Source organism: Cupriavidus necator A5-1 (genome assembly GCF_000744095.1).
In the GTDB taxonomy this organism is placed as follows: Bacteria; Pseudomonadota; Gammaproteobacteria; order Burkholderiales; family Burkholderiaceae; genus Cupriavidus; species Cupriavidus necator_A.
This window is the reverse complement of sequence record NZ_JQLI01000001.1, coordinates 1,009,880-1,030,417: the sequence shown is the minus strand read 5'-3', so window position 1 is coordinate 1,030,417 and position 20,538 is coordinate 1,009,880. Positions and strand designations below refer to the sequence as shown.

Genomic DNA, 20,538 nt, shown 5'->3' with positions numbered 1-20,538 from the left:
GTTATGCGTATCAAGCAACTGGAACTCATCCGCTACGGGAAGTTCACTGGTGACACAGTGAATTTCCCTCGTTCCGAGCTCGACTTTCACTTCGTTGTTGGTCCGAACGAGGCGGGAAAATCGACCATCAAGACTGCCATCTCGGAGCTACTGTTCGGGATGCCGCACAGTTCCACCTTGGATTTCATCCACCCTCAGAGCGAACTGAGGCTTGGCGCAGCACTGGAGAATCTTGAGGGGGCTCTTACGTTCCATCGGTCGAAGGCCAGGAAGTCTCCGTTAACGACACCGGCCGGTGAGTCGCTACCTGTCGACAGCCTCGCGCCGCTCCTTGGCGTAGCAGACAAAGCATTCTTTCAGCAAATGTTTTGCCTGGACCATACGGCTCTCATCAAGGGTGGCCAGAGTATTCTCGACGCATCCAGTGACGTTGGTCAGGTCTTGTTCCAGTCAGCCGCTGGTATCGCAAGTCTTGGACGTGTCCGGGATGAGCTCGCCCAAGAGGCTGACCGTCTCTGGGCCAAGCGGAAGTCGGGCGACCGCGCATATTACGTCGGCCAGAGGCAGTTAGACGAAGCCAATGTAGAACTTAAGGCTGCCATCGTTCGAACCGCCGCTTGGCGGGCTGCACATGGCGCTGTCGGAGAGGCGAAAGAGCGCCAAGAAGTCGAAGAGGAACGTCGCCGCGAGCTGGAGCTCAAGCGCAATCAGCTTGAACGTGTCCGACGGCTCGCGCCCCATCTCAATGTCTGGCGGGAGAATGCAGGCGAGTTGAGCGCCCTTGGGGAAGTCCTTGACCTGCCGGCAGATGCGGAGGCGACGCTCAATAGCGCGCTGACGAAGCTGGCGGCGGCAGAGGGTAGGCTCAAGGTGCACAACGAATCGGCCGAGCAGCTGGAAGCCGACCTGAACGGTATTTCCGTAGACCAGGCGCTATTCTCCTTGCAGACGGATATTCAGGACCTCGAAGCGACGCGACACCAATGCCGCAACTATGGGGAGGAGATTGCCCAGCTAGAACAACAGGTCGGTCTTCTGCTAGGAGAGGTGAGCGACGGATGTGCGGAGCTTGGCTGGCCTGAGGACGAAGAGGGAGCGCGGAAGGCGCGCCCCAACTCCATGTTACTTCAAACTGTCTCAAGCCTGATGCGCAGCCGGGGAACGCTAGAGTTGGCAGCCTCTACAGCAGAGCAATCCGTTAACGACAAGCTTGCCGATATCAAGGAACTCACGAAACTTCTTGAAGCAGCGCCTCACCCTGAGGCCCCAATAGGGCTTCAGGCTGCTTTACGGGCGGCACAGAAGTATCGTGACACTCAAGGGACCAAGCGCCGATTGAAGGGCGACCTCGACAGCGCCGAATCTGCCCTCAAGGCGAGTCTCGCCATCTTGGGTAAATGGAGTCGGCCGACTCCTGAGCTGAGGTCGATGACGCTACCCTCGACGGAACGCATCTCGTCCTTGCGGTCCGAGCGGCAGGAGTTGCTCTCCAAGAAGAAGCTCGCCGAAGAGCGTTTGGAGGATGCCAAAGAGCGCGTCCACTCGACCAACCTCGAAGTCGACAAGTTTGCTCAGGCTCATCAGGTGGTGACAGTCGACCACGTACGAGATGCTCGTAGCATTCGGGATTCGGCATGGACGGCAATAAAGTCCGGGGAGATTTCGCTGGGCAGTGGCGCACCGGCGTTTGAAGAAGCAATTAGGGCTGCGGATGACCTTTCCGACCAGCACGTAGGCACAGTCACCGACGCCACGCAGCTCCTAAACCTGAAGCAGCGACTTATCCGCGAGCAGGAGGCCCTATCTCGTCAAGAGAAGTTGTCCCGTGACGCTGACGCAGCTGTCGTCAAATTCGACACAGAGTGGGAATCATTGGTGGCCGCCCAGGAACTGGCAGGAATGGCGTTTGACGACATTTCGTCATGGGCTGCGCGCCGGGACGACGCGATGAAGGCGGCAGAGGAGGTCAGGAAGAGCTCCGAGAACCTTCGGCGAGAAGTTGAGGATGCTGGGGAGGCCAGAGCAAATCTTGCCAAGAGCCTGACCAAAGCTGGGATAGTGACAGAAGGACAGTCTGACATTGATGCACTTTGCAGTGCAGCGGAGCATTACGTCGGGGACATTGAGCAAGCAAAAGCGCTGCGCAAGCACAGAGAGAGGCAATTGGACACGGCGCAGGTTGACCTCGTCGCCCTTCGCCGGGATGAAAAGCTCGCGAAAGATACCTATGCTCGCTGGGAAATCGATTGGTCAGACGCGATTGCCAAGGCCGGTCTTGCTACCGCTTCAGGCTCGGAGGCGTCAACCGAGGCCGCCATCGCGATTGTGAATAGGATTAGTGAGCGCTTGGATCGGGTCAAGACAATCCGCACCGGTCAAGTCAATGTAATGCGCTCGGCTCTGGAAGCGTTCTCGTCGGAGGCCAGGCGGTTAGCGCAGGACCTCGATGCGTCCCTGGTTGAATTGGACGCCGAGGGTATCTCGATTGAGCTGTCGAAGCGACTTAAGGTGGCTAGCTTAGCGCAGTCTGACGTGGACCGGCTCAAGAAGGAACTCGTAGTCGCAAATGACCAGGTGAAGAAGGCGCGGACGGAAGTTGACGAGGCTACCGCTCAACTCCGGCCGCTTTACCTACTTGCTGCTGTTGGTTCCCCTGACTTGTTGCGTCCACTGATTGCTCGCTCAGACCGTAAGCGGGCGCTGCTCGGAGCCATAGGGGACGCCAAGAACAACCTCCTGAGTGGAGGGGATGGGCTGGCCCTCGAAGAGCTCGTGGAAGAACTGGATGGCTCGGATATCCAGACCGTTCATACCGAGCTTACCAGAGTTGGGAATGAGCTGGCAGCTTCCGTCAAGGCTCACGGTGATATCGCAACAGAGCTTGGGACCGCCTGTCAGGCGCTGACCGCGATTTCTGGTGCTGCCAATGCGGCTATCGCCGAAGCAAAGAGGCAGGAAGCGCTATCTGCAATGGCAGAGGCGGCTGAGCGCTTCATCAAAGTGGAGACCGCTTCCACGCTCCTGCGGTGGGCAATTGACCGATATCGCGAACGCCGGCAGGGCCCGATGCTCTCCCGAGCGAGCGCCATTTTTTCACAGCTGACGCTCGGAGCATTCTCGCGCCTCTCAGTCGACTACGATAAGCAACCGATGGCGTTGTCTGCTATTCGGACCAACGGTAATTCCGTGGGAATCTCGGGTATGAGCGAAGGCACACGTGACCAGTTGTATATGGCTCTGCGCCTTGCCGCCCTTGAGCTGCAGCTAGAGCAAGCGTCGGCATTGCCCTTCGTGGCCGACGACCTCTTCATCAACTTCGACGATAAGAGGACTCGCGCGGGGCTGCAGGTGCTTGCCCACCTATCCAAGCGCACCCAAGTGATTTTCCTGAGTCACCATGACCACCTACTCTCTATCGTGAGAGAAGTTTTCGGAGAAGGAGTTAACGTTCGCTATCTGAATTCATTCGGCGCAGGACCAAGTACTTGAATCTGCTTACCTGGACCACGAGCTTTCGGTCGCAGGCAGGATGGCGAACGCTATGGGCCTGGCTGCGGTGGATGTTGAACCGTACATACTGGATATCTACCTCGACTATTTCCACTCAGAGGAGGCCATCGAGCCAACGAACGCGACTACGTTCTACCGACTAGACTAGGGGTCATTGTACCTTTCGTGCTAAATCTGGCGGTCTGGTTCAAAAAGCTGTTGCGACTCATGGGGTTGCAACATCGCTAGGCGTGCGAAAAGGCAGAACTTCTACTCCCGGTTCGACGCGCAGCTCAAGTCCATGAAGCACGAAGCGCTGGCTTGGTACGGAAAGCGACGGATCACACCCTGAAGCGCCTTGAAGAGATGGCGGTGAAAGTAGACGATCAAAGATCGCGCTCCGGAGCCATCGCCCAGCGCTGTGCGGGCCCGGACGAAAACAACGACAAGAACGAAGACGAGGACGACGAACGGAAGGGAGAATAGCGGGCGTCTTGCGGTCAGAACTCTCTGTGCTCTTGCGTAACCATTCGAGAACAGAAAATGATCAATTCGGCGAATAACGTGGAACCGCGTATCGATATCCTGCGCAGCCCGTTCGCTGTGCTTGGCGCAACGACACGCGACAACCGAAAGACGATTATCGAACTCGCAGATAAGGCGTCGCTCAGCCTCGATTACGATCTGTGCCAAAAGGCGCGTGCCGACCTCACCAACCCTCGGATACGATTGAATGCCGAGATTGGCTGGCTACCGAGCGTGTCTCCGCACATGATGGTGGCGCTGATCGATGCGGTCCGATCGGACCCGATGTCTCTCATTGACAGGAGGGATTTGCCAGCGCTGGCGCATTGCAATGTGCTAACTGCAGCGTTTGAAGCGGTGGATGAGCGGCTGGATTGGGAGAGGCTGGTAGATCTCATTGAGCAGATGGCGTACCTCGTTGACGGGCTGGACGCACCAGCCATTCTGCGGCAGATCAATGAGGATCGCGCCCTCTCGATGTTCCCTGAGGTACGCGGAGTCGACCAGGTAGAGGAGGAATTGGTCGACCGAAAGCGACACTATCGGAAGGTCATTCAAGATACCCTTAACCGGCTGAGCACTGAAGATCGCATCAATGTCATGACCTTCGTGGTCGAAGGTACCACGATGTATGGGAAGGCGCACGCCCCGCAGCTCGTTGACGATTTGGTGGACAGCTACGCAGTCGAAACGCAGGATTTCCTCCAAAAGGAAGCAGCTAACATCGAAAAGCTGACCTCTGCCGCTCGAGAAAAGGCCGACGCGCCGGAAGCCGTGTTGGCTTCGATCGTTGGAGCGCTCGATAACGTCGTTCGCAATTGGTGTAAGTTCGCCAGGCCGCTACTGGTTAGCCTAACGTCACGAGGCCGTGACCACGACTCCAGTGCACGCGTGGCCAACAGCGTGCGCAGTCTCGCCATCGATCTGTTCAATGATCACGACAGGCTCGAACAAGCATGCCAGTTGACTTTGCTTCTCAAAGAGATGTTCGAATGCCTGCCGGAGTTCCTTGAACGCGTGAAGGCCGACGAGGCAGTCTTGAAGAACATCGCTGAGAAGCGCGCCGCTCAGGCCGCTCTGAAGTCCTTGCAGGATCTTTGCGTGTCCGTCAAAGAGATGGTGGAGCGCGATCCTACGGTAGGTTTCGATGAAGGTACGCGCGTCCTCCTTTCTGGGATGCCACTCATGCGGGAAGCAGGCATCGCTCAAAACACCTCACGTTGGATTGAGGGCTGCAACTATATGGCAATTACTGCCATGTTATGCGCGGTGGCATATGGCAAAAAGACGTCGAAATGGGACTCATGTATTGGTATGCTCGCCCGGGCCCGCCAGATCGCAAGCGACGAGAAGATCAAGGAGAGACTGGACGTTAGTTTGGAGATCGCCCGGGAAAACGCGTCAAAGATGGCTGATGCAGTTAGATCATTGGAACGTCAACGGAAAATCGAAACGCCAAGCTGTGGCCATGCTACTGTGCGCTCCGATAACGAGATGGAGAAAGCAGCTCATCCAAAGGAAGGGACTACTGCACGAACAGAAGCCGCTGAGTCTCTAAACACTAGAGCAAATCATCGTCGTCCGTGGCCTAAGTATGCAGAGCTTAATATGACGGTTATAGTTAAATGTCCGAGGTGCGACCAAGGACTTCGAGTTCCAGCAGGGAAGTTGCTTGATATATCATGTCGGACGTGCAATCACACTTTCCGGAAATTAACCCCCTAGACTAGTGAGCTGCGTTATAAGTAATGCTATTTAATAGAGCAATCGGTGCGTCTGCTCTATATGCAGGCTCTGGAAGTCAATGCAGGATAAGGATACCAAAGATCGTTTTGCCTACGTTCACCAGCTGGAGCACCGGCCGGCCGGTTACCTTTCCTGTTGGAGGGCGATTGACTGGCCCCTGTCCGGTAGCTGGCGTAGGGCGAGTTGCGCGGTCGCACGCGCGTCAACATCAACACCCGAATCTGCCGGATTCGCTAAGCATATCGCCGCTGGGGCGGTGCAGATGATCGAGTAGGTGGCCAACGGGGCCGCTTGCGCCGAGCTGGCCAGGCTGCGCGCCGAGGCGCACGATGCGGCAAGCACCGCCGAGACCGCTGCCGCGCGCGAGGACGCCGCCGCGATTGCCGCCCAAGTGGCCGAGGCGCGGCAGGCGATCGAGGAAAACCGTGCGGCGCCGGCCGCCGAGCGCCAGGCGCGACGCGGGGCGGGTGGAGCTGGGCGCAGCCAGCCGGCAGTTCGCGGAAATCCGTACTCAATTCTTGGCGGAGCTGGCGCGCGCCCGCGAGCCGGTCCCCCCAACAGAAATACCGAGGGCCAGCGAGCAGGGCAGCTTGCGCGAGCTCGACGCGGAGCCACCCGCGCCGGCAGAGCGAGCGCACGGCCGACGACCTGCGCGGCGAACTAACGGTGGTGTAGCGCCGGGTCGAGCGGGCCGAGGCCGAAACGTCGCTGGCGCGCCAGCTGCTAGCAGAATCGCGGGTGGCGTCGCGCGAGCGGGACGGTGCTGGGGATGGCGCCGCACGGCGGCCGGGCCGGCGACGACCGCGAAGGCAGCACAGAACGAAGGGCCGGCCGAAAAACAAGGTGAAGGACACGAAGTAACCTGCCGCAACCCTCCCACCCGGCCGACTGCAGCGACAGCGGCGATGGCAGCGATGGCAGCGATGGCAGCGATGGCAACGAAAATTGTGCGGACGGCGGCGATCCGCTGGATCCAGACGCCGATGGCCGAGTACCGGCTCACGATGGAGGAACTGGAGGCGGCTGGGTGCTTTGAGCCGCCTCCGCCTGCACCGCAGGCTCTTTGCTACCGCAACGCGGAGAGGCTGAGCTGGCACAGGACGGGTACCAGGGTCGGATAGGCTCGCCGGTCACGCTGGCGAACTCGCTTTGATCGGTAGTTCACGATTGTGAAATGCAGTCAGCTTGTCCACCGGCCGTCAATCCCCCAAAAGTTCTGGTACGTTTGGTGAGCCTCCAAAACTTGCAAGTGTTGTTTGCCGGAAGTGCGGCATTTCAGTAGGCTGTTCGTTGCTAAACCTATCCGATCAATTTTGTGACTAGAACGGCTAGTCCGAGGATGGTGGCGGCGATGGCGAAGGGGTGCCAAGCTGGCTGTTCTGCTAGGCGCGCGCTCTCACGCGAGAGCTTCGCAGTCAGTTCCATCTGTTCGTTCATCAGGGATCTCAACTTGGCGTAATCCATCGAGGGTTCTCCAAAGCGAGTGACCACGGTAAGTATAGGTGCCGGCACTTCTCGTTGGATTTGACGGCGCCCTGGTACTGGGCGTGTTTCACGTTCGTGAAAGCCCCTGAGCTCTTCTTGCAGCCATGGCATTGAGCAAGTGTTGTTTGCTGGAACCAGCGCTTTGTGCGGTGTCGATCCTTGCTAAACTCGCCAGTGCCTTTGTGCGAGGGTGGTTCAGGCTCGAAATAACAATCAATCCAAATAGGGAGTGGCCGTCCGATGCCCTTCGGCCTCGCGTTAAGCGAGACGGCCAGCGATCAATGACAACAAATCAGAATCCGGAAGGCCAACAGCTTGAGCAGTCTCTGCTCGATATCGCTGTAGAGAGCTGGCGCTTCGCAAAACTGTTCGGACGGGTCTTGAGCAAGATGGACGCGGGTGAAGGATCCCGTTACGTCAACCAAGTTCGCTACTTTCACAAGAAGGTCGAGGAAAGCCTGGCCGCGAGCGGGTTGAAGCTCGTGAACGTTGAAGGGCAGCCCTTTGACCCGGGTATTGCTGCGTCAGCATTGAACCTCGGTGACTTCGCCCCGGAAGATCCCCTAATTGTTGATCAAATGGTCGAGCCCATTATCATGGGCCCGGAAGGCCTGAAGCGGCAGGGAACCATTATGCTCAAGAAGGGGCAAGCATGAAGTACATCGGTATTGACCTCGGTACGACCAATAGCGCAATCTGCTCGTACGATGGCGAGAATGTTCGCCTTTACAAGAGCCCCGAGCAAAACGACGTAACGCCGTCGGCGATCTTCATCGATCGTCGCGGAAACAAGTATCTCGGCAAGCGTGCATACGATAGCGCCGCAAAGAACCCAGACAACGCGGCGGTCAAATTCAAGCGGATGATGGGCACCAGCACGCCCGTCAAGCTCAGCGCCGTCTCGGTCACGATGACGCCTGAAGAATGCTCCGCAGAGATCCTGAAGCTGTGCTTCGGTTATTTGCCGGAAGAGATTCGCAACAGCGGTGAGACGGGGACCGTTATCACGGTGCCGGCTGCGTTCAACCAGATGCAAAAGGACGCCACCATGGCTGCGGCCGAGATGGCGGGCTTGGGCCGGGTCGCGCTCATGCAAGAGCCGGTGGCGGCCGTCATGAGCGTCATGCGTCAGCGCAAAGGTGACGGGATCTTCCTGGTCTATGACCTCGGCGGCGGGACGCTGGACATTGCCATTGCGGAAAGCATCAGTGGTCGTGTGAGCCTGCTCGCGCACGGTGGCGTCGCGATGTGCGGCGGCACGGATTTCGACCGCGCCATCCTCGACAACGTCGTAAAAACCTGGCTGCTGCAGAACTTCGACTTGCCGGCAGACCTCACTACGTCAGCAAAGTACAAGTCGCTGCTGCGGATGTGCCTGTGGGCAAGCGAGAAAGCGAAGATCGAGCTCTCCGCCAAGGAAGAATCCGTCATCAGCCTGACGGAGTCCGACCTGGGTGTGCGTGACGAGGCCGGCGAAGAAATCTACGTGGACATCCCGTTCTCGCGTTCGCAACTCGATGCGCTGATCGCCGAGAAGGTGGAAGAGGGCATTCAGTCGGCGCGTGAAACGCTGGAAAAGGCGGGCCTCAGTTCGCAGGACGTCGGGCGTGTCGTCTTCGTGGGCGGGCCCACCCAGTACAAGCCGCTTCGCGACAAGGTCTCGTTCGAGCTTGGCATCGCTCCATCGCTGGACGTCAATCCGATGACGGCCGTCGCCGAAGGCGCCGCAGTGTTCGCCGAATCGATCGACTGGCAATCGCAAAATCGAGGCCGCAAGAGCGCGCGCGGTGCGTTGAGCGCGGGCGGCGCGCTGGACATTTCGTTCAATTTCATCGCGCGGACGCCTGACGCAAAGGCTAAGATCGCCGTAAAGCTTGGCGGCAAAGCGCTCGCCGGAGCGGAATTCCAGATCGACAGCCTGGACACCGGCTGGTCGTCTGGCCGCGTGCCGCTCAAAGATGGTGCATCTTTAGATCTGATGTTGCCGAAACCCGGCGACAACACCTTCAAGGTGTTCGTTTTCGATGCCGCGGGTGGCCCGCTCTCGCTGAAGGACGACAAGATCGTGATCGCGCGGACGGCGGCGAGCATCGACGCGATTCCGGCATCGCATTCCATCGGCGTCGAGGCGCGCGACAAGATCGGCGGTCGCGCCGTGCTTGACTATCTAGTACGCGAAGGCGATCAGTTGCCGAAGAAAGGCAGGAAGGTCTTCCGCGCCGAGGAGTCGCTACGTGCCGGATCGTCGGATTCGCTCAAGTTCAAGCTCTGGGAAGGCGATATCTCGGACCCCATCACGGATAACCGTTTCATCGGGATGTTTGCCATTAAGGGCACCGATTTCCATGATGCGGTCATCGCTGCGGGCGCCGAACTGGCCTGCGACTATGAGGTGTCAGATTCCGGCGCAATCAGGGTCGAGGTGTCTGTGCCGTCGATCGGCGGCTCGTTCGATTCCGACCGCAACTTTTACTCGCGCGTGGACGCACAGATCGACTACACAAAGGCGGCTGCGCTGGTGCGGGAAGAGACTAACCATACGCTGAAGCGTCTTGAAGAGATGGCAGCGAAGGTGGAGGATCCGAAGCTGGATCAAGCTCGCGAACGGCTCGCTCAGGCCAAGAAGGCTAACTCCCGCGATGCGGACGAGGAGTCCGCGAAGCAGGCGATGGATCACGTGCAGGAAGCGAAGCGGCTTCTTGCGATGGCGCGTAAGGACAACCTGCGTGAGATCCGGCAGATGGAGATGGACCGGCTGGTTGGCTACTTCGATGAATACGTACGCGAGCATGCTCGACCGACTGAGGCCTCGGCCTACGACAACCTGGCGAGAACGGCGCAGCGTGCGATCGACAACAAGAGTGGGGATTTCGAATCCCTCTCCGATGAGATGCGCAGCAAGAATTTCCTGATCCTGTGGCGTCAGGACTGGTTTGTGATTGACCGGTTCAACTGGCTCGCAAAGGATGCGCATCTTTTCCCGGACGCTGCCCAGCACGCCCAGCTTGCCAAGCTCGGTGCTGAAGCGCTGCGCGAAGAAGATATGGACAAGTTGCGCACGGTTGTCTTGCATCTCGATTCGATGCGCTTTGGTTCGACGGCGGATAGTGACGACATGATGGCCACTGCAAATATTGTGCGGAACTGATCATGGCGCTCGAAGCGTGGTTGCCCATTGGGTTCAGGCTGGCCGGCGGCGTCCAGACACGCATGGCGCTGTTCGAGGGTGCCTGCTGGCAGATCCTCGAGACGCGGGACGGCGGTCGCGCGCTTGTTGTCAGCGAGGAGCTCCAACGGCGCTGGCTCGAGTCGGGGCTTGTCGAAGACGGCCAGCTTCAGGCGTTCGAGTTCGGCCCGCAGCGCTTCTATTCGTTGGGATGCGGGCGTGACCAGATCCTGTGCCCGGTGGCGAATGGGGTTTCGCCTAACACAAAGTCGGAAGCGCTCTCGTTCGCGGTGGCCATGAAGGAGACCCGGCGGATCGACGAAGCAACACCCCTTCAGGATGCCCTCTACGTGGAGAGGATAAGCCGCCTGCTTCCCACGTATGGGCTTACGTCCCGGGTGGACGATGATGTCGTCCTCGGCTACTGGCTGACTGGCGGTGCGCCGATTTCGGCTAAGTCAACGCGCCGGCTCCGTCAGACACTGAGTTGGTTGGGCGCGAGGCACCTGCAGGATGTCGTCCAGGCCGCAGGGATCGTGCTCTCGAGTGCCGCGGCCGCGCAAACGAACGCAGATTTGCAGGAGAAGGCGGTGGAGGTCCGCGCTAAGACACCAGTCGCGAGGGGCGATGGGGAGTCGGAGCATGACCATTTCCTGCTGGCGGGCCGGCCGGAGCTCACTGACTTTTTCAACGAGCACATCGTCGACATCATCGAGAACCGCGAGCGCTACACGGCACTGGGGATCGGCTTTCCAAGCGCCGTCATCCTTCATGGGCCACCAGGATGCGGTAAGACGTACGCCGTGGAGCAGTTGGTCAACTTCCTAGGGTGGCCGAGCTTTGAGATTGACGCCTCGAGTGTAGCCAGCCCTTATATCCACGAGACCAGCCGGAAGGTGGCAGCGGTCTTTGAAGAGGCGATGAAGAATGCTCCGTCCGTGCTTGTGATCGACGAGATGGAGGCCTTCGTCGCCGATCGGGAGATGGGTAGCGGCCACCATCGCGTCGAGGAGGTTGCCGAGTTCCTTCGACGCATCCCCGAGGCGACGAAGAACGACGTGCTGATTATCGGGATGACGAATCGGATTGACATGATCGACCAGGCGATCCTGCGTAGGGGCCGCTTCGACCACGTGCTCAAGGTCGATTATGCGAGCGAAGACGAGGTCCGGGCATTGCTCGAAAGTCTGCTGGCAACCCTGCCGAAAGATGAGTCCGTGTCCCCCGCGCTGCTCGCCTCCAACCTTGCCGGCAGGCCGCTGTCAGACGTGGCCTTTGTCGTCAGGGAGGGGGCCAGACTGGCTGCCCGGGCCGGTAAGGATCACTTGGATCAACAGAGCCTCAAGGATGCGCTGGCCGCCACGCCGTCACGAACCGATGATGGCAGCGAGCGAAAGATCGGGTTCATTTGAGGCGTGGTCGTAGATAGCAAGAACACAGAACAATATGAGCAAGAACGGGAATAAGGGGTTTGCCGGCCTGTCGTCGATGATCTCCGACGTCGATGCGGCGCTGGCGGATGTCGCTTCTAGCCAGCCCGAGCGCAGCGGGTCGTCGGACTCGGCTTCGCGTGGCAAAGCATCAACGGTACCGCCGAAGGCGGAAACGGTCCATGCGCCAGAGGAATCGAGTTCCGCGGCGCTGCCTGCATCGGCGGGGCAAAAAAGCGGTAGCTCCGTCGGAAACTGGGTCTTGGCGGGGATCGCGATTGCTGTAATCGTGCTGGCCTATGCACTATCGCCAAAGGATCATGAGCCGACGACGGTGGCTTCCTCTGCGTCCGCTGATCCCGCGCCGACATACACGCCGCAAGAATCGCCCCCACCGCCGGGGCCTGTGATTGCCGAGCCGACGCCGCCGGCTCTCGTTGTCCCAGAAGTGGCCACGCGACCGACCGAAGTCAAGCCGGCGGTGGGCTCGAATAACGTGCTGTCACTGGCTGAAATTCGGTACTGCGCGGCCGAGAAGATTCGCCTCGACGCCGGAGAGCGCTTGACGGATCGGTCCAACCAGCTTGCGATTCAGACGTACAACACGGGGGTGATGGACTTCAACAGCCGCTGTGGATCGTTCCGTTACCACGGCAATGATGTCGTGACGGCCAAGGCTGAGGTAGAGCAATTTCGCGGCGAAATCGAGGTCGAGGCGATGGTGCGATTCCGCTCGAGCGCTCCGGAGCCAGCGCCCAGCGCTCAGCAGGCACTCTATGGCCAGCCTTTCGACCGTAATCAGTATGGAGCAGCCGCAACGCCATCGTCCCGGTACAGCAATACGTCTCGCCTCCCGCAATACTCCACGACGGAAGTCGAGGAAGTCGAGGAAGATGAGGAAGAGAAGGAAGAGTAACGCTGCTGTCCTGCCAGTAGGACGCAGGCACTGATGCGACGCATCCGAGGAACAACAAGATGACGACAGCTACTGACTTGGACCAACGTATCGCTCTCCTGCGCAGCCCATTTGCTGTGCTTGGCGCCACGACGCGCGACAACAAAGCGCGGATTGTCGAACTTGCGGATGAGGCGTCGCTCAGTCTTGATCATGACGTGTGCCAGCAGGCTAGGGCAGAACTCACTAACGCCCGCACACGCCTAAGCGCAGAGATGGGCTGGCTGCCCGGCGTGTCGCCCCGTAAGGCTGCTGAGCTCGTGGACGCGATTCGGGCGAATCCGTTATCCGCGTGGACACAGGATGGCCTGCCGGCCTTGGCCCATTGCAACCTCCTGACGGCGGCGTTTGACGCGGTGGATGCTCAACTCGAGCCGGCGAAGGTGGAAGCGCTGGTGTGGGACATGGCTTACCGCGCCGAAGACCTGGATCCCGAAGAGATCCTGCGTGAGATCAACGAAGACCGCTCTGTCTCTGGGTTTCCCGAAGTGCGCGGCGTCGACCAGGTCGAGGAGCAACTGGCAGAGCGTAAGCGGCACTACCGTAAGGTCGTTCAGGATGCCCTTGGCCAGCTCTACACCAACGACCTGATTAGTGTGATGACCAACGTGGTTGAGCTTGCCACGACAGATGGGACGGAGCACGCGCCGGAGTTCGTTGACGAGTTGGTGGACGCCTACGCGGTCGAATCCAGGGACTTTCTCCAGAAGGAAGCGGCTAACATCGACAAGCTAGTAGCGTCGGCCCGTGAGAAGGCCGACGCCCCGGAAACGGTGCTGGGTCAGATCGTCGGGCATATCGACACTGTCGTTCGCAACTGGTGCAAGGTCGCGAAGCCGCTGACTATGAGCTTCACGTCGCGCGGACTCGATCATGACCCTAGTACGGGTGTCGCGTACAGCGTGCGCAGTCTCGCAATCGACCTGTTTAACGACCACGACAGACTCGACCAGGCGCGCCGCCTGACCTTGCTCCTTAAGGAGATGTTCGAATATCTGCCGGAGTTCGTGGAGCGTGTTGAGGCGGACGAGGGTGTGCTGAAGGCGGTGACGGAAAGGCGCGAGGGTGAGGGCGCTCTCAAGCCACTCATGGACCTTTGCACGTCGGTGAGGGAAGCCATTGAGCGCGATCCGGGTAGCGGAATCACCGAGGGACACCGAGTGTTCGATTCTGGCATGACTCTCCTGCGTGAGTCGGCCCTGACCCAAACTTCTGCCAACTATCGCGAGGGTCTGGACTTTATCGCGCTTTCCGTCATGACGTGCGCGGTGGCTTATGGAAATCGAACGTCGAAGTGGGGACCTTGCGTCGAGCTGCTGGATCGGGCCAGTGAGATCGCGAACGACGGTCGACTCAAGCAGAAGGTAAAAGAGAACCTGGATATCGCTCGCGAGAACCACGTCGTTTATGGCGACCTCGACCCCATCCAGTCGGCGCCTTCGCTGCGGACGATCAACGGGGTAGGGTTCTCGCTGTATGGCAACACCGATCGAATCCCGTCGAACGGGTCGTACCTGGCGACCTACTACTTCGTGTTCCTGTTCGTTCCGGTCTTTCCGATCGCGCGGTATCGTGTGATTCCTTCCGCGGGAGGGTATCAATTCCTTGGTAAGGGGAAGCTTCGCGGTTTTGACAAGGCGCACATCGCTATATCGCTTGTGCTGATCCTGATTTTCCTATCTAACGTGTAAGCAGAGGGAAGCTACCAGCAATCTGCGCTCTTCGCCAGGGGGTGTCAGGATTTTTGTGTGCAAGGCTAAAGGCCTGCCTGCCGGGCAGGCCTTGATCCTATCTCAGCGATGGGGTTGTGTGAAGCGATCCTCGTAGAGGATCGCGAACTGGTTCATGGCCGCTTTCCAGTCGTGCGTGGCGCTGCCCCACTTGCAGGTGATGTGGCGCAAGGCTAGCCACAGCAGCTTGGTGGCCGCTTCATCGCTCGGGAAGTGTCCGCGGGTCTTGATGATCTAGCGCAGTTGCGCGTTGATGCTCTCGATGGCATTCGTGGTGTAAATGATCTTACGGATGGCTGGCGGGAACGCAAAGAATGGAATCACGCGGTCCCACGCGCAGTGCCAGGAGGCTGCAATTGGCGGTAGCGCTTGCCCCAGTCGCTTTACTCGAAGGCCAATAGCGCCGCCTGTGCGGCCTCTACCGTGGCTGCTGTGTAGACAGGCTTGAGCGCGGCCGCCACCGCACGGCGGTCCTTCCAGCTCGCGTAGTCCAAGCTGCCGCGGATCAGATGCACGATGCATGTCTGCAGTGTCGTGCTCGGGAACACCGCGTTCAGGGCCTGCTCCATGCCCCTCAAGCCGTCGGTCACCGCGATCAGGATGTCTTGGGTGCCTCGCGTTTTCAGGTCGTTGAACACCTTCATGGGGTAGCTTTGATTTCGGTGCAATTTACGACGGTTCACAAACCTAACCCAGGTCTGGGCCATCGAGCCTAAGTTCTTGATTTTCTGAGATTTGCTGTTCGCCTTTGCTTGACGTATCGTGTTTGGCCCACCGCACGGGAGGCGCACGAGATGCAAGGCTGGCAGAGCACGTACTTAGGCGCGCGGGAGGTGCCGCGTGAACTCAGCAGTTTCGAATTGCAGACGTTTTTCACATACAGCCGCGCCGAGCACGAACTAATCGGGCGACGACGCGGCTCGATGATGAAGCTGGGGCTGGCGCTGCACGTCGGCTTCCTGCGCATGACCGGTTGCCCATTGAATGCGTTCGGGATCCTGCCGCCGGTTCTGCTTCGCCATCTAGCTATTGAGCTAGATATCGACACACCCGATCTAGCTTCGTTACGGGCGCTTTATGCTCGCGGCCGAACGTTATCCGACCATCAGCTCTTAGCTTGCCAGACGCTCGGATTTCGCTGGATGGTGGCACACCAGCGCCCGGCCCTTGTGCGGGCGTTGCGCGACGAAGTATTGCGTTGCGGAGATCGGGAACGGCTGCTGTCGTATGCCCGCCAGTGGCTGTATCAGCACCGATTGATCATCTTCCACGAGCGCGCCCTTCGAAGTCTTGTCGTGTCGGCATTGACCGAGCTTGAGGCCAGCGCCGCTGCCTCGATACACTCGACTGTCCCGCCCGCTACCTGGCGACGATGGGTAGCCGCAATGGAACAAGTACGACCAGATGGTCAGCACATCCAGAACTGGCTGTGGGCTGTCCCGGCGAAGCACTCGACGCGACAGTTCTCCCAAGTGCTCGAACGTATCGAATGGCTAGTCGGAATTGGCGTCGCCTGCCATCCAATCGGCCTCAACGATGTTCTGGTGCGCCGCTTTGCGCATCGCTTGGCGGCTCGGTCGCCATCGCTCAGCGCAAGAATCAAGGAGCCGGCACGCACCCTCGAAATGGGCTGCTTCCTACGATATTGCCTGCTCACTGCCACTGATCAATTGATCCTCATGTTTCAGCGCCGGGTGGCAGATCTTTGGCGGCAGAGTGCCGACGGTGTAACGGCTCCCGTCGACTGGGCCGCGCAGTACCGGCAACTGCTCGACGAGCTAGCCAGCTTGAATAGCGATGCGAGTATTTCAGATGCGGAGTTGCGCTCGCATCTGGCTCAGCTGGTAGCCGGCAAGCTTACTCAGCGCATACCGAGCCGGTCGTCTGCGATCAGGCAGCGGCTGATCGACGCCGTTAGGCCGGTGCGCGCGTTACTAGTGGCCATCGCGAAGCTACCCTGGCAAGCCATCGGAGAACACCCAGTAATCGACGCTTTGGGCAAGCTGCGCGACCTGTATGCAAGGGGCGATCGACGCTTACCCGATGATGTGACCGCTCCTCGCCTAGGGCAACCCTGGCTCGAGGCCGTCAGCGGTGCGGATCGCGAGCGCGCCTTCCGAGCATTTGAAGTCGCCACCCTGTTTGCCTTACGTCGGGCCGTTCGCAACGGCTCGGTTTGGATCGAGCATTCATTGAGCTTCCGAGGTCGAGAGCGCTTATTTCTGCCAGCCGAGCGTTGGCAGGCTGAAGCTCGGCGACACCATACGCGGCTGTCGCTGCCAGCCCAAGCTGACGACTTCCTCAGGCCGTTACTTGAGCGCGTGCGCACAGGCATTGCCGCAGTGGCGGCAGCGACGCGCGCCGGCACGCTACGCGTTGATGACGAGTTGCACCTGGCACCACTAGCGGCACAGGAAGAGGATCCTGAGGTCTCAAGGCTGCGGGCCCGCCTTGACCACCACATCGGCGATGTCCAGCTACCAGAGGTCATCCTGGCAGTGGACGCCCAGGCGCGCTTCAGCTGGCACATGCTCGGCCGCGAACCCCGGTCTGAGCAGGAGCTGTTGATGGTTTACGCCGGCATCCTGGCGCATGGCACGAGTCTGACGGCGGCCGAGTGTGCCAGGATGATTCCGCAATTGTCGGCCACAAGCATCCGCCAAGCCATGCGCTGGGCGGGCGATGAGCGGCGACTGGCTCAGGCTTGTAAGGCAGTTCTGGAGTTCATGCACCGCCATCCGATCGCGGCAAGTTGGGGCCGGTCGGACCTCGCGTCCTCGGACATGATGAGCTTGGAAACGAGTCAGCGTGTCTGGCAAGCTCGGCAAGACCCACGGCGCCACACCGCCGCGGTCGGCATCTATACTCACGTTCGAGATCGGTGGGGGATCTTCCACGCCCAGCCGATTGTGCTCAACGAAAGGCAGGCCGGCGCGGCAATCGAGGGTGTCGTTCGGCAGGAGCGAATCGAGACCACACAATTGGCGGTCGACACCCATGGCTATACGGATTTTGCCATGGCCTTGGCCAGGCTTCTGGGATTCGACCTCTGCCCGCGGCTGCGCGAGCTCAAGCAGCGTCGGCTATTTGTGCCCCGCGGAACCGCTATCCCCGATGAGATCGCAACCGTTTGCGTTGCGAATGTGGATACTGCAGCCATCGAGGCGCATTGGGACTCCTTGGTACATCTGGCCCCTAACCAAGATACGCCCAAACGGCTATCATAATCCTTCTGGTTATATAGATTGCAGCGCTAATAACTTGAAGAAATAAGCACGGAACTGTCACCTGCCCCAGCTAGGCTGGCCGGCCTTTCAGCGATTGTCGAGATCCTGTATGGCCACCGTCGAGCGTACCGCCTACCCGCGTTTCCCAAAGGTCTTTTCCCTCAAGGAATTGCGGGCCTGCTACACACCAAGCGCGGAAGAGCTGGACTGGGCGACCCGGTCCACACGCGGGCAAGAATCGCGACTTGGTCTGTTGGTGCTCCTGAAGGTCTTTCAGCAGCTACACCACTTCCCAAACCTTGACACGATTCCTGCCAGCGTGCCGGAACTGGTGCGCATCAGCGCCGGCCTGAACCCAGGTACGAAGTTTGGCTACGACCGAAAAGTGTCGCCGACCTTGTTCCGGCACTACACGGCCGTGCGAGAGTTCCTTGGCATCCAGGCCTACCTCGGCACCGATGCCAACGAGGTCACTATCCGCGCTGCGCGCGACGCCGCCGAAACGATGGACCAGCCGGTTGACATCATCAACGCGACGATCGATGCGCTGGTCCTGCGTCAGATCGAACTGCCATCCTTCTCCACGTTAGATGCCATCGTCGAGCAAGTCCACGCTCGCACGCAAACGGCCCTGTTTCGCCGCATCAGACGACGCCTGTCCGAGGACGAGCAGCAACGGCTGGACCGGTTGCTGACCCGAGACCTAGCAAGCCGACAGACCGCTTATCACAACATCAAGCGCCACGCGCTGCGTCCCTCGCGCAAGCACCTGACTCTGCTGATCGAGCATCTGACCTGGCTTGACACCATTGGAGACTTTTCCAAGACCGTGGCAGGCGTGCCGGCTTCCAAGCTGCGGTCCTTGGCGAGCCAGGCCATGAGCCTGGACGCGGCCAATCTCAAGGAGATCTTGCCGGAGAAGCGCTATACGCTGATGGTGACGCTCCTCAATCAAATGCGGGTACGGGTGCGGGACGATCTCGCCGAAATGTTTATCCGGCGCATGAGCGCCATCCACAAGCGGGCACGGGAGGAGTTGGAGCAAATCCAGTCCCGCCGGCGCGCGCAAATGGAGAAGCTCGTCGCGCTGCTCGACGGCGTGGTCCAGATCGTCGCCGAGGGCGAGGACGATGCTCAGATCGGCGTAGAGGTACGGCGCCTTCTTGCCCCCTCAGGCGATTTGGAGCCTCTACGCGAGAGCTGCGCCGAGGTCCGCGCCTTCAGCGGGAACAACTACTTACCCCTTTTGTGGCGGCATTTTCGCCCGCACCGCTCGGTAATGTTGCGCCTGGCCGAGGTGCTGAAGTGGCAGTCAACCAGCCAGTCGTGCACCCTGCTGGCCGCACTGGCAGAAGTGTTGAAGAATGCGGCCCTGCACCGCGAATGGTTTGCCGCCGACGTCGATCTGAGCTTCGCCTCGGAGCGCTGGCGCAAGCTCGTACATCGCTCTGACAATCTGGGGCCTGGCATAAATCGGCGCTATCTGGAGCTCTGCGTGCTTTCGCATATGGTCGGCGAACTGCGCTCTGGCGACCTCTGCGTCGTCGGCTCAGACGCGTTTGCCGACTACCGGCTGCATCTGTTGCCCTGGCGTGAATGCGAGCGCCGCCTCCCTGACTACTGCGCCAAGCTGGAGATGCCCACCAACGCGCAGGATTTCGTTGCACACCTACGTCAGTGGTTGGCCGCGACGGCACAGAACCTGGACGATAGTTTTCCGGATAAGCGTCAGCACGTCACCATTGGCCGCAACGGCGAGCCGGTACTCCGCCGGACCGTCGCCAAGGAAATCCCCGCCAGCGCGCTTGCGCTTCAGCAGGCGCTGATCCGCCACATGCCGAACCGCAACCTGCTGGACGTCCTGGCCAACATCGAGCATTGGACCCACTTCACGCGCCACTTCGGCCCGCTTTCAGGCAGCGATCCCAAGATCCGCCACGCCGCCGAGCGCTACTTGCTGACGATCTTCGCGATGGGCTGCAATCTCGGGCCCACGCAAGCAGCTCGCCACATGGGCGAACGGGTGACGCCGCACATGATGTCGTTCGTCAATCGGCGGCATATGAGTCTCGAACGGCTTGAAACCGCGCAGCGCGAACTGATCGAGTTGTATCTCCAGCTCGACCTGCCCAAGCATTGGGGGGACGGTAAGACCGTAGCGTCTGACGGCACGCAATACGACTTCTACGACAATAACCTGCTCACGGGCTACCACTTCCGCTACCGCAAGAAGGGCGCGGTGGCCTACCGGCATGTTGCAGACAACTACATCGCCGTATTCCGGCACTTCATCCCATTTCCTTATACAGAAGTCATGACTCTTCCCGCAGTGCCTGAATGGTGAGCGCGGCGTCCATGGTTCGCTGCATGCCGATCCAGATCGTCTTGGCGCCAGGCTCGCCATCGCTCTTGCGCCCAAGGAACCCACCCAGGGAAGCAACCAACCGAATCATCTGATTGAGTGTGATCGGTGTCTTCGGGCGAGCTTTCTTGGCGAGCACGTATGCCCCCCGAATCTCGTCGGTATCGAAGAACAGGGATGCATCCAGATCCGGGCAAGTTCTGCCCAACCGCATCAGGCGGGCAATGCGCCACGCCACCACCATATACAACGCCAAGGCCCGCTCCACACGATCCATGTGCGATAGCTGTAGCGCTTCGACTTTGCAGCCGGTCTTCAGGACATGGAAGTACATCTGTCGGGTAAAGGACTGGCGCGGTGCTCGGCTTGTCCGGCCCGTTTCCAGCCCCTCCCCATAAGAACTGCTCGTGAGGTTTTCCCTCA

9 protein-coding genes and 3 pseudogenes are annotated in these 20,538 nt (G+C 59.8%); 9 read left to right on the top strand and 3 right to left on the bottom strand.

All coding sequences use genetic code 11. From position 1 onward, the window contains the following. Nucleotides 1-3: 3 nt before the first annotated feature. Both K307_RS04595 and K307_RS44210 read left to right on the top strand, forming a co-directional pair. A complete protein-coding gene (locus tag K307_RS04595) occupies nt 4-3,489 on the top strand; it encodes an ATP-binding protein (RefSeq protein ID WP_042876614.1) in 3,486 nt (1,161 codons plus the stop codon). A 543-nt stretch (nt 3,490-4,032) separates the two neighbouring features. After that, a complete protein-coding gene (locus K307_RS44210) occupies nt 4,033-5,739 on the top strand; it encodes a hypothetical protein (protein WP_051974653.1) in 1,707 nt (568 codons plus the stop codon). 1,320 nt (nt 5,740-7,059) lie between these two features. Here K307_RS44210 and K307_RS47495 read toward each other — a convergent pair. Further along, the gene (locus K307_RS47495; RefSeq protein WP_155301077.1) at nt 7,060-7,224 is read right to left on the bottom strand and encodes a hypothetical protein; all 165 of its coding nucleotides are present in this window, start codon (nt 7,222-7,224) and stop codon (nt 7,060-7,062) included. 302 nt (nt 7,225-7,526) lie between these two features. Between K307_RS47495 and K307_RS04580 the strand changes: the two genes are divergently transcribed. The 5 genes from K307_RS04580 to K307_RS44205 are packed head-to-tail and all read left to right on the top strand — an operon-like array spanning nt 7,527 to nt 14,487. Continuing rightward, nucleotides 7,527-7,901, top strand: coding sequence for a hypothetical protein (locus K307_RS04580; RefSeq protein ID WP_042876613.1), 375 nt, complete (start codon nt 7,527-7,529; stop codon nt 7,899-7,901). Further along, nucleotides 7,898-10,393 carry an Hsp70 family protein gene (locus tag K307_RS04575; RefSeq protein WP_042876611.1) on the top strand — a complete coding sequence of 832 codons (2,496 nt, stop codon included), beginning with the start codon at nt 7,898-7,900 and terminating at the stop codon, nt 10,391-10,393. Before K307_RS04580 ends, K307_RS04575 begins: the two co-directional genes overlap by 4 nt. Nucleotides 10,394-10,395: 2 nt before the next feature. Beyond that, nucleotides 10,396-11,823, top strand: a complete 1,428-nt coding sequence (locus K307_RS04570; protein ID WP_042876609.1) for an ATP-binding protein — start codon at nt 10,396-10,398, stop codon at nt 11,821-11,823. Nucleotides 11,824-11,857: 34 nt separating this feature from the next. Then, nucleotides 11,858-12,757: a hypothetical protein gene (locus tag K307_RS04565; protein WP_042876608.1), complete on the top strand. Its 900-nt coding sequence runs from the start codon at nt 11,858-11,860 to the stop codon at nt 12,755-12,757. Nucleotides 12,758-12,816: 59 nt separating this feature from the next. Continuing rightward, entirely contained in the window at nt 12,817-14,487 is a 1,671-nt protein-coding gene (locus K307_RS44205) for a hypothetical protein (protein ID WP_051974652.1), read from the top strand. Between the two features lie 102 nt (nt 14,488-14,589). Here K307_RS44205 and K307_RS04555 read toward each other — a convergent pair. Further along, nucleotides 14,590-15,170 (bottom strand): annotated as a pseudogene (locus tag K307_RS04555) (IS256 family transposase); the annotation flags it as partial. Between the two features lie 150 nt (nt 15,171-15,320). Between K307_RS04555 and K307_RS04550 the strand changes: the two are divergent. Together K307_RS04550 and K307_RS04545 are read left to right on the top strand one after the other, a co-directional pair. Beyond that, nucleotides 15,321-17,720: pseudogene (locus K307_RS04550) on the top strand (Tn3 family transposase); the annotation flags it as partial. Nucleotides 17,721-17,862: 142 nt separating this feature from the next. Then, the gene (locus K307_RS04545) at nt 17,863-20,097 is read left to right on the top strand and encodes a Tn3 family transposase (protein WP_230625473.1); all 2,235 of its coding nucleotides are present in this window, start codon (nt 17,863-17,865) and stop codon (nt 20,095-20,097) included. Here the strand turns inward: K307_RS04545 and K307_RS04540 are convergent. Further along, nucleotides 20,066-20,452 (bottom strand): annotated as a pseudogene (locus tag K307_RS04540) (IS4 family transposase); the annotation flags it as partial. The gene K307_RS04545 and the pseudogene K307_RS04540 sit on opposite strands and share 32 nt — an antisense overlap. Between the last annotated feature and the right edge of the window lie 86 nt (nt 20,453-20,538).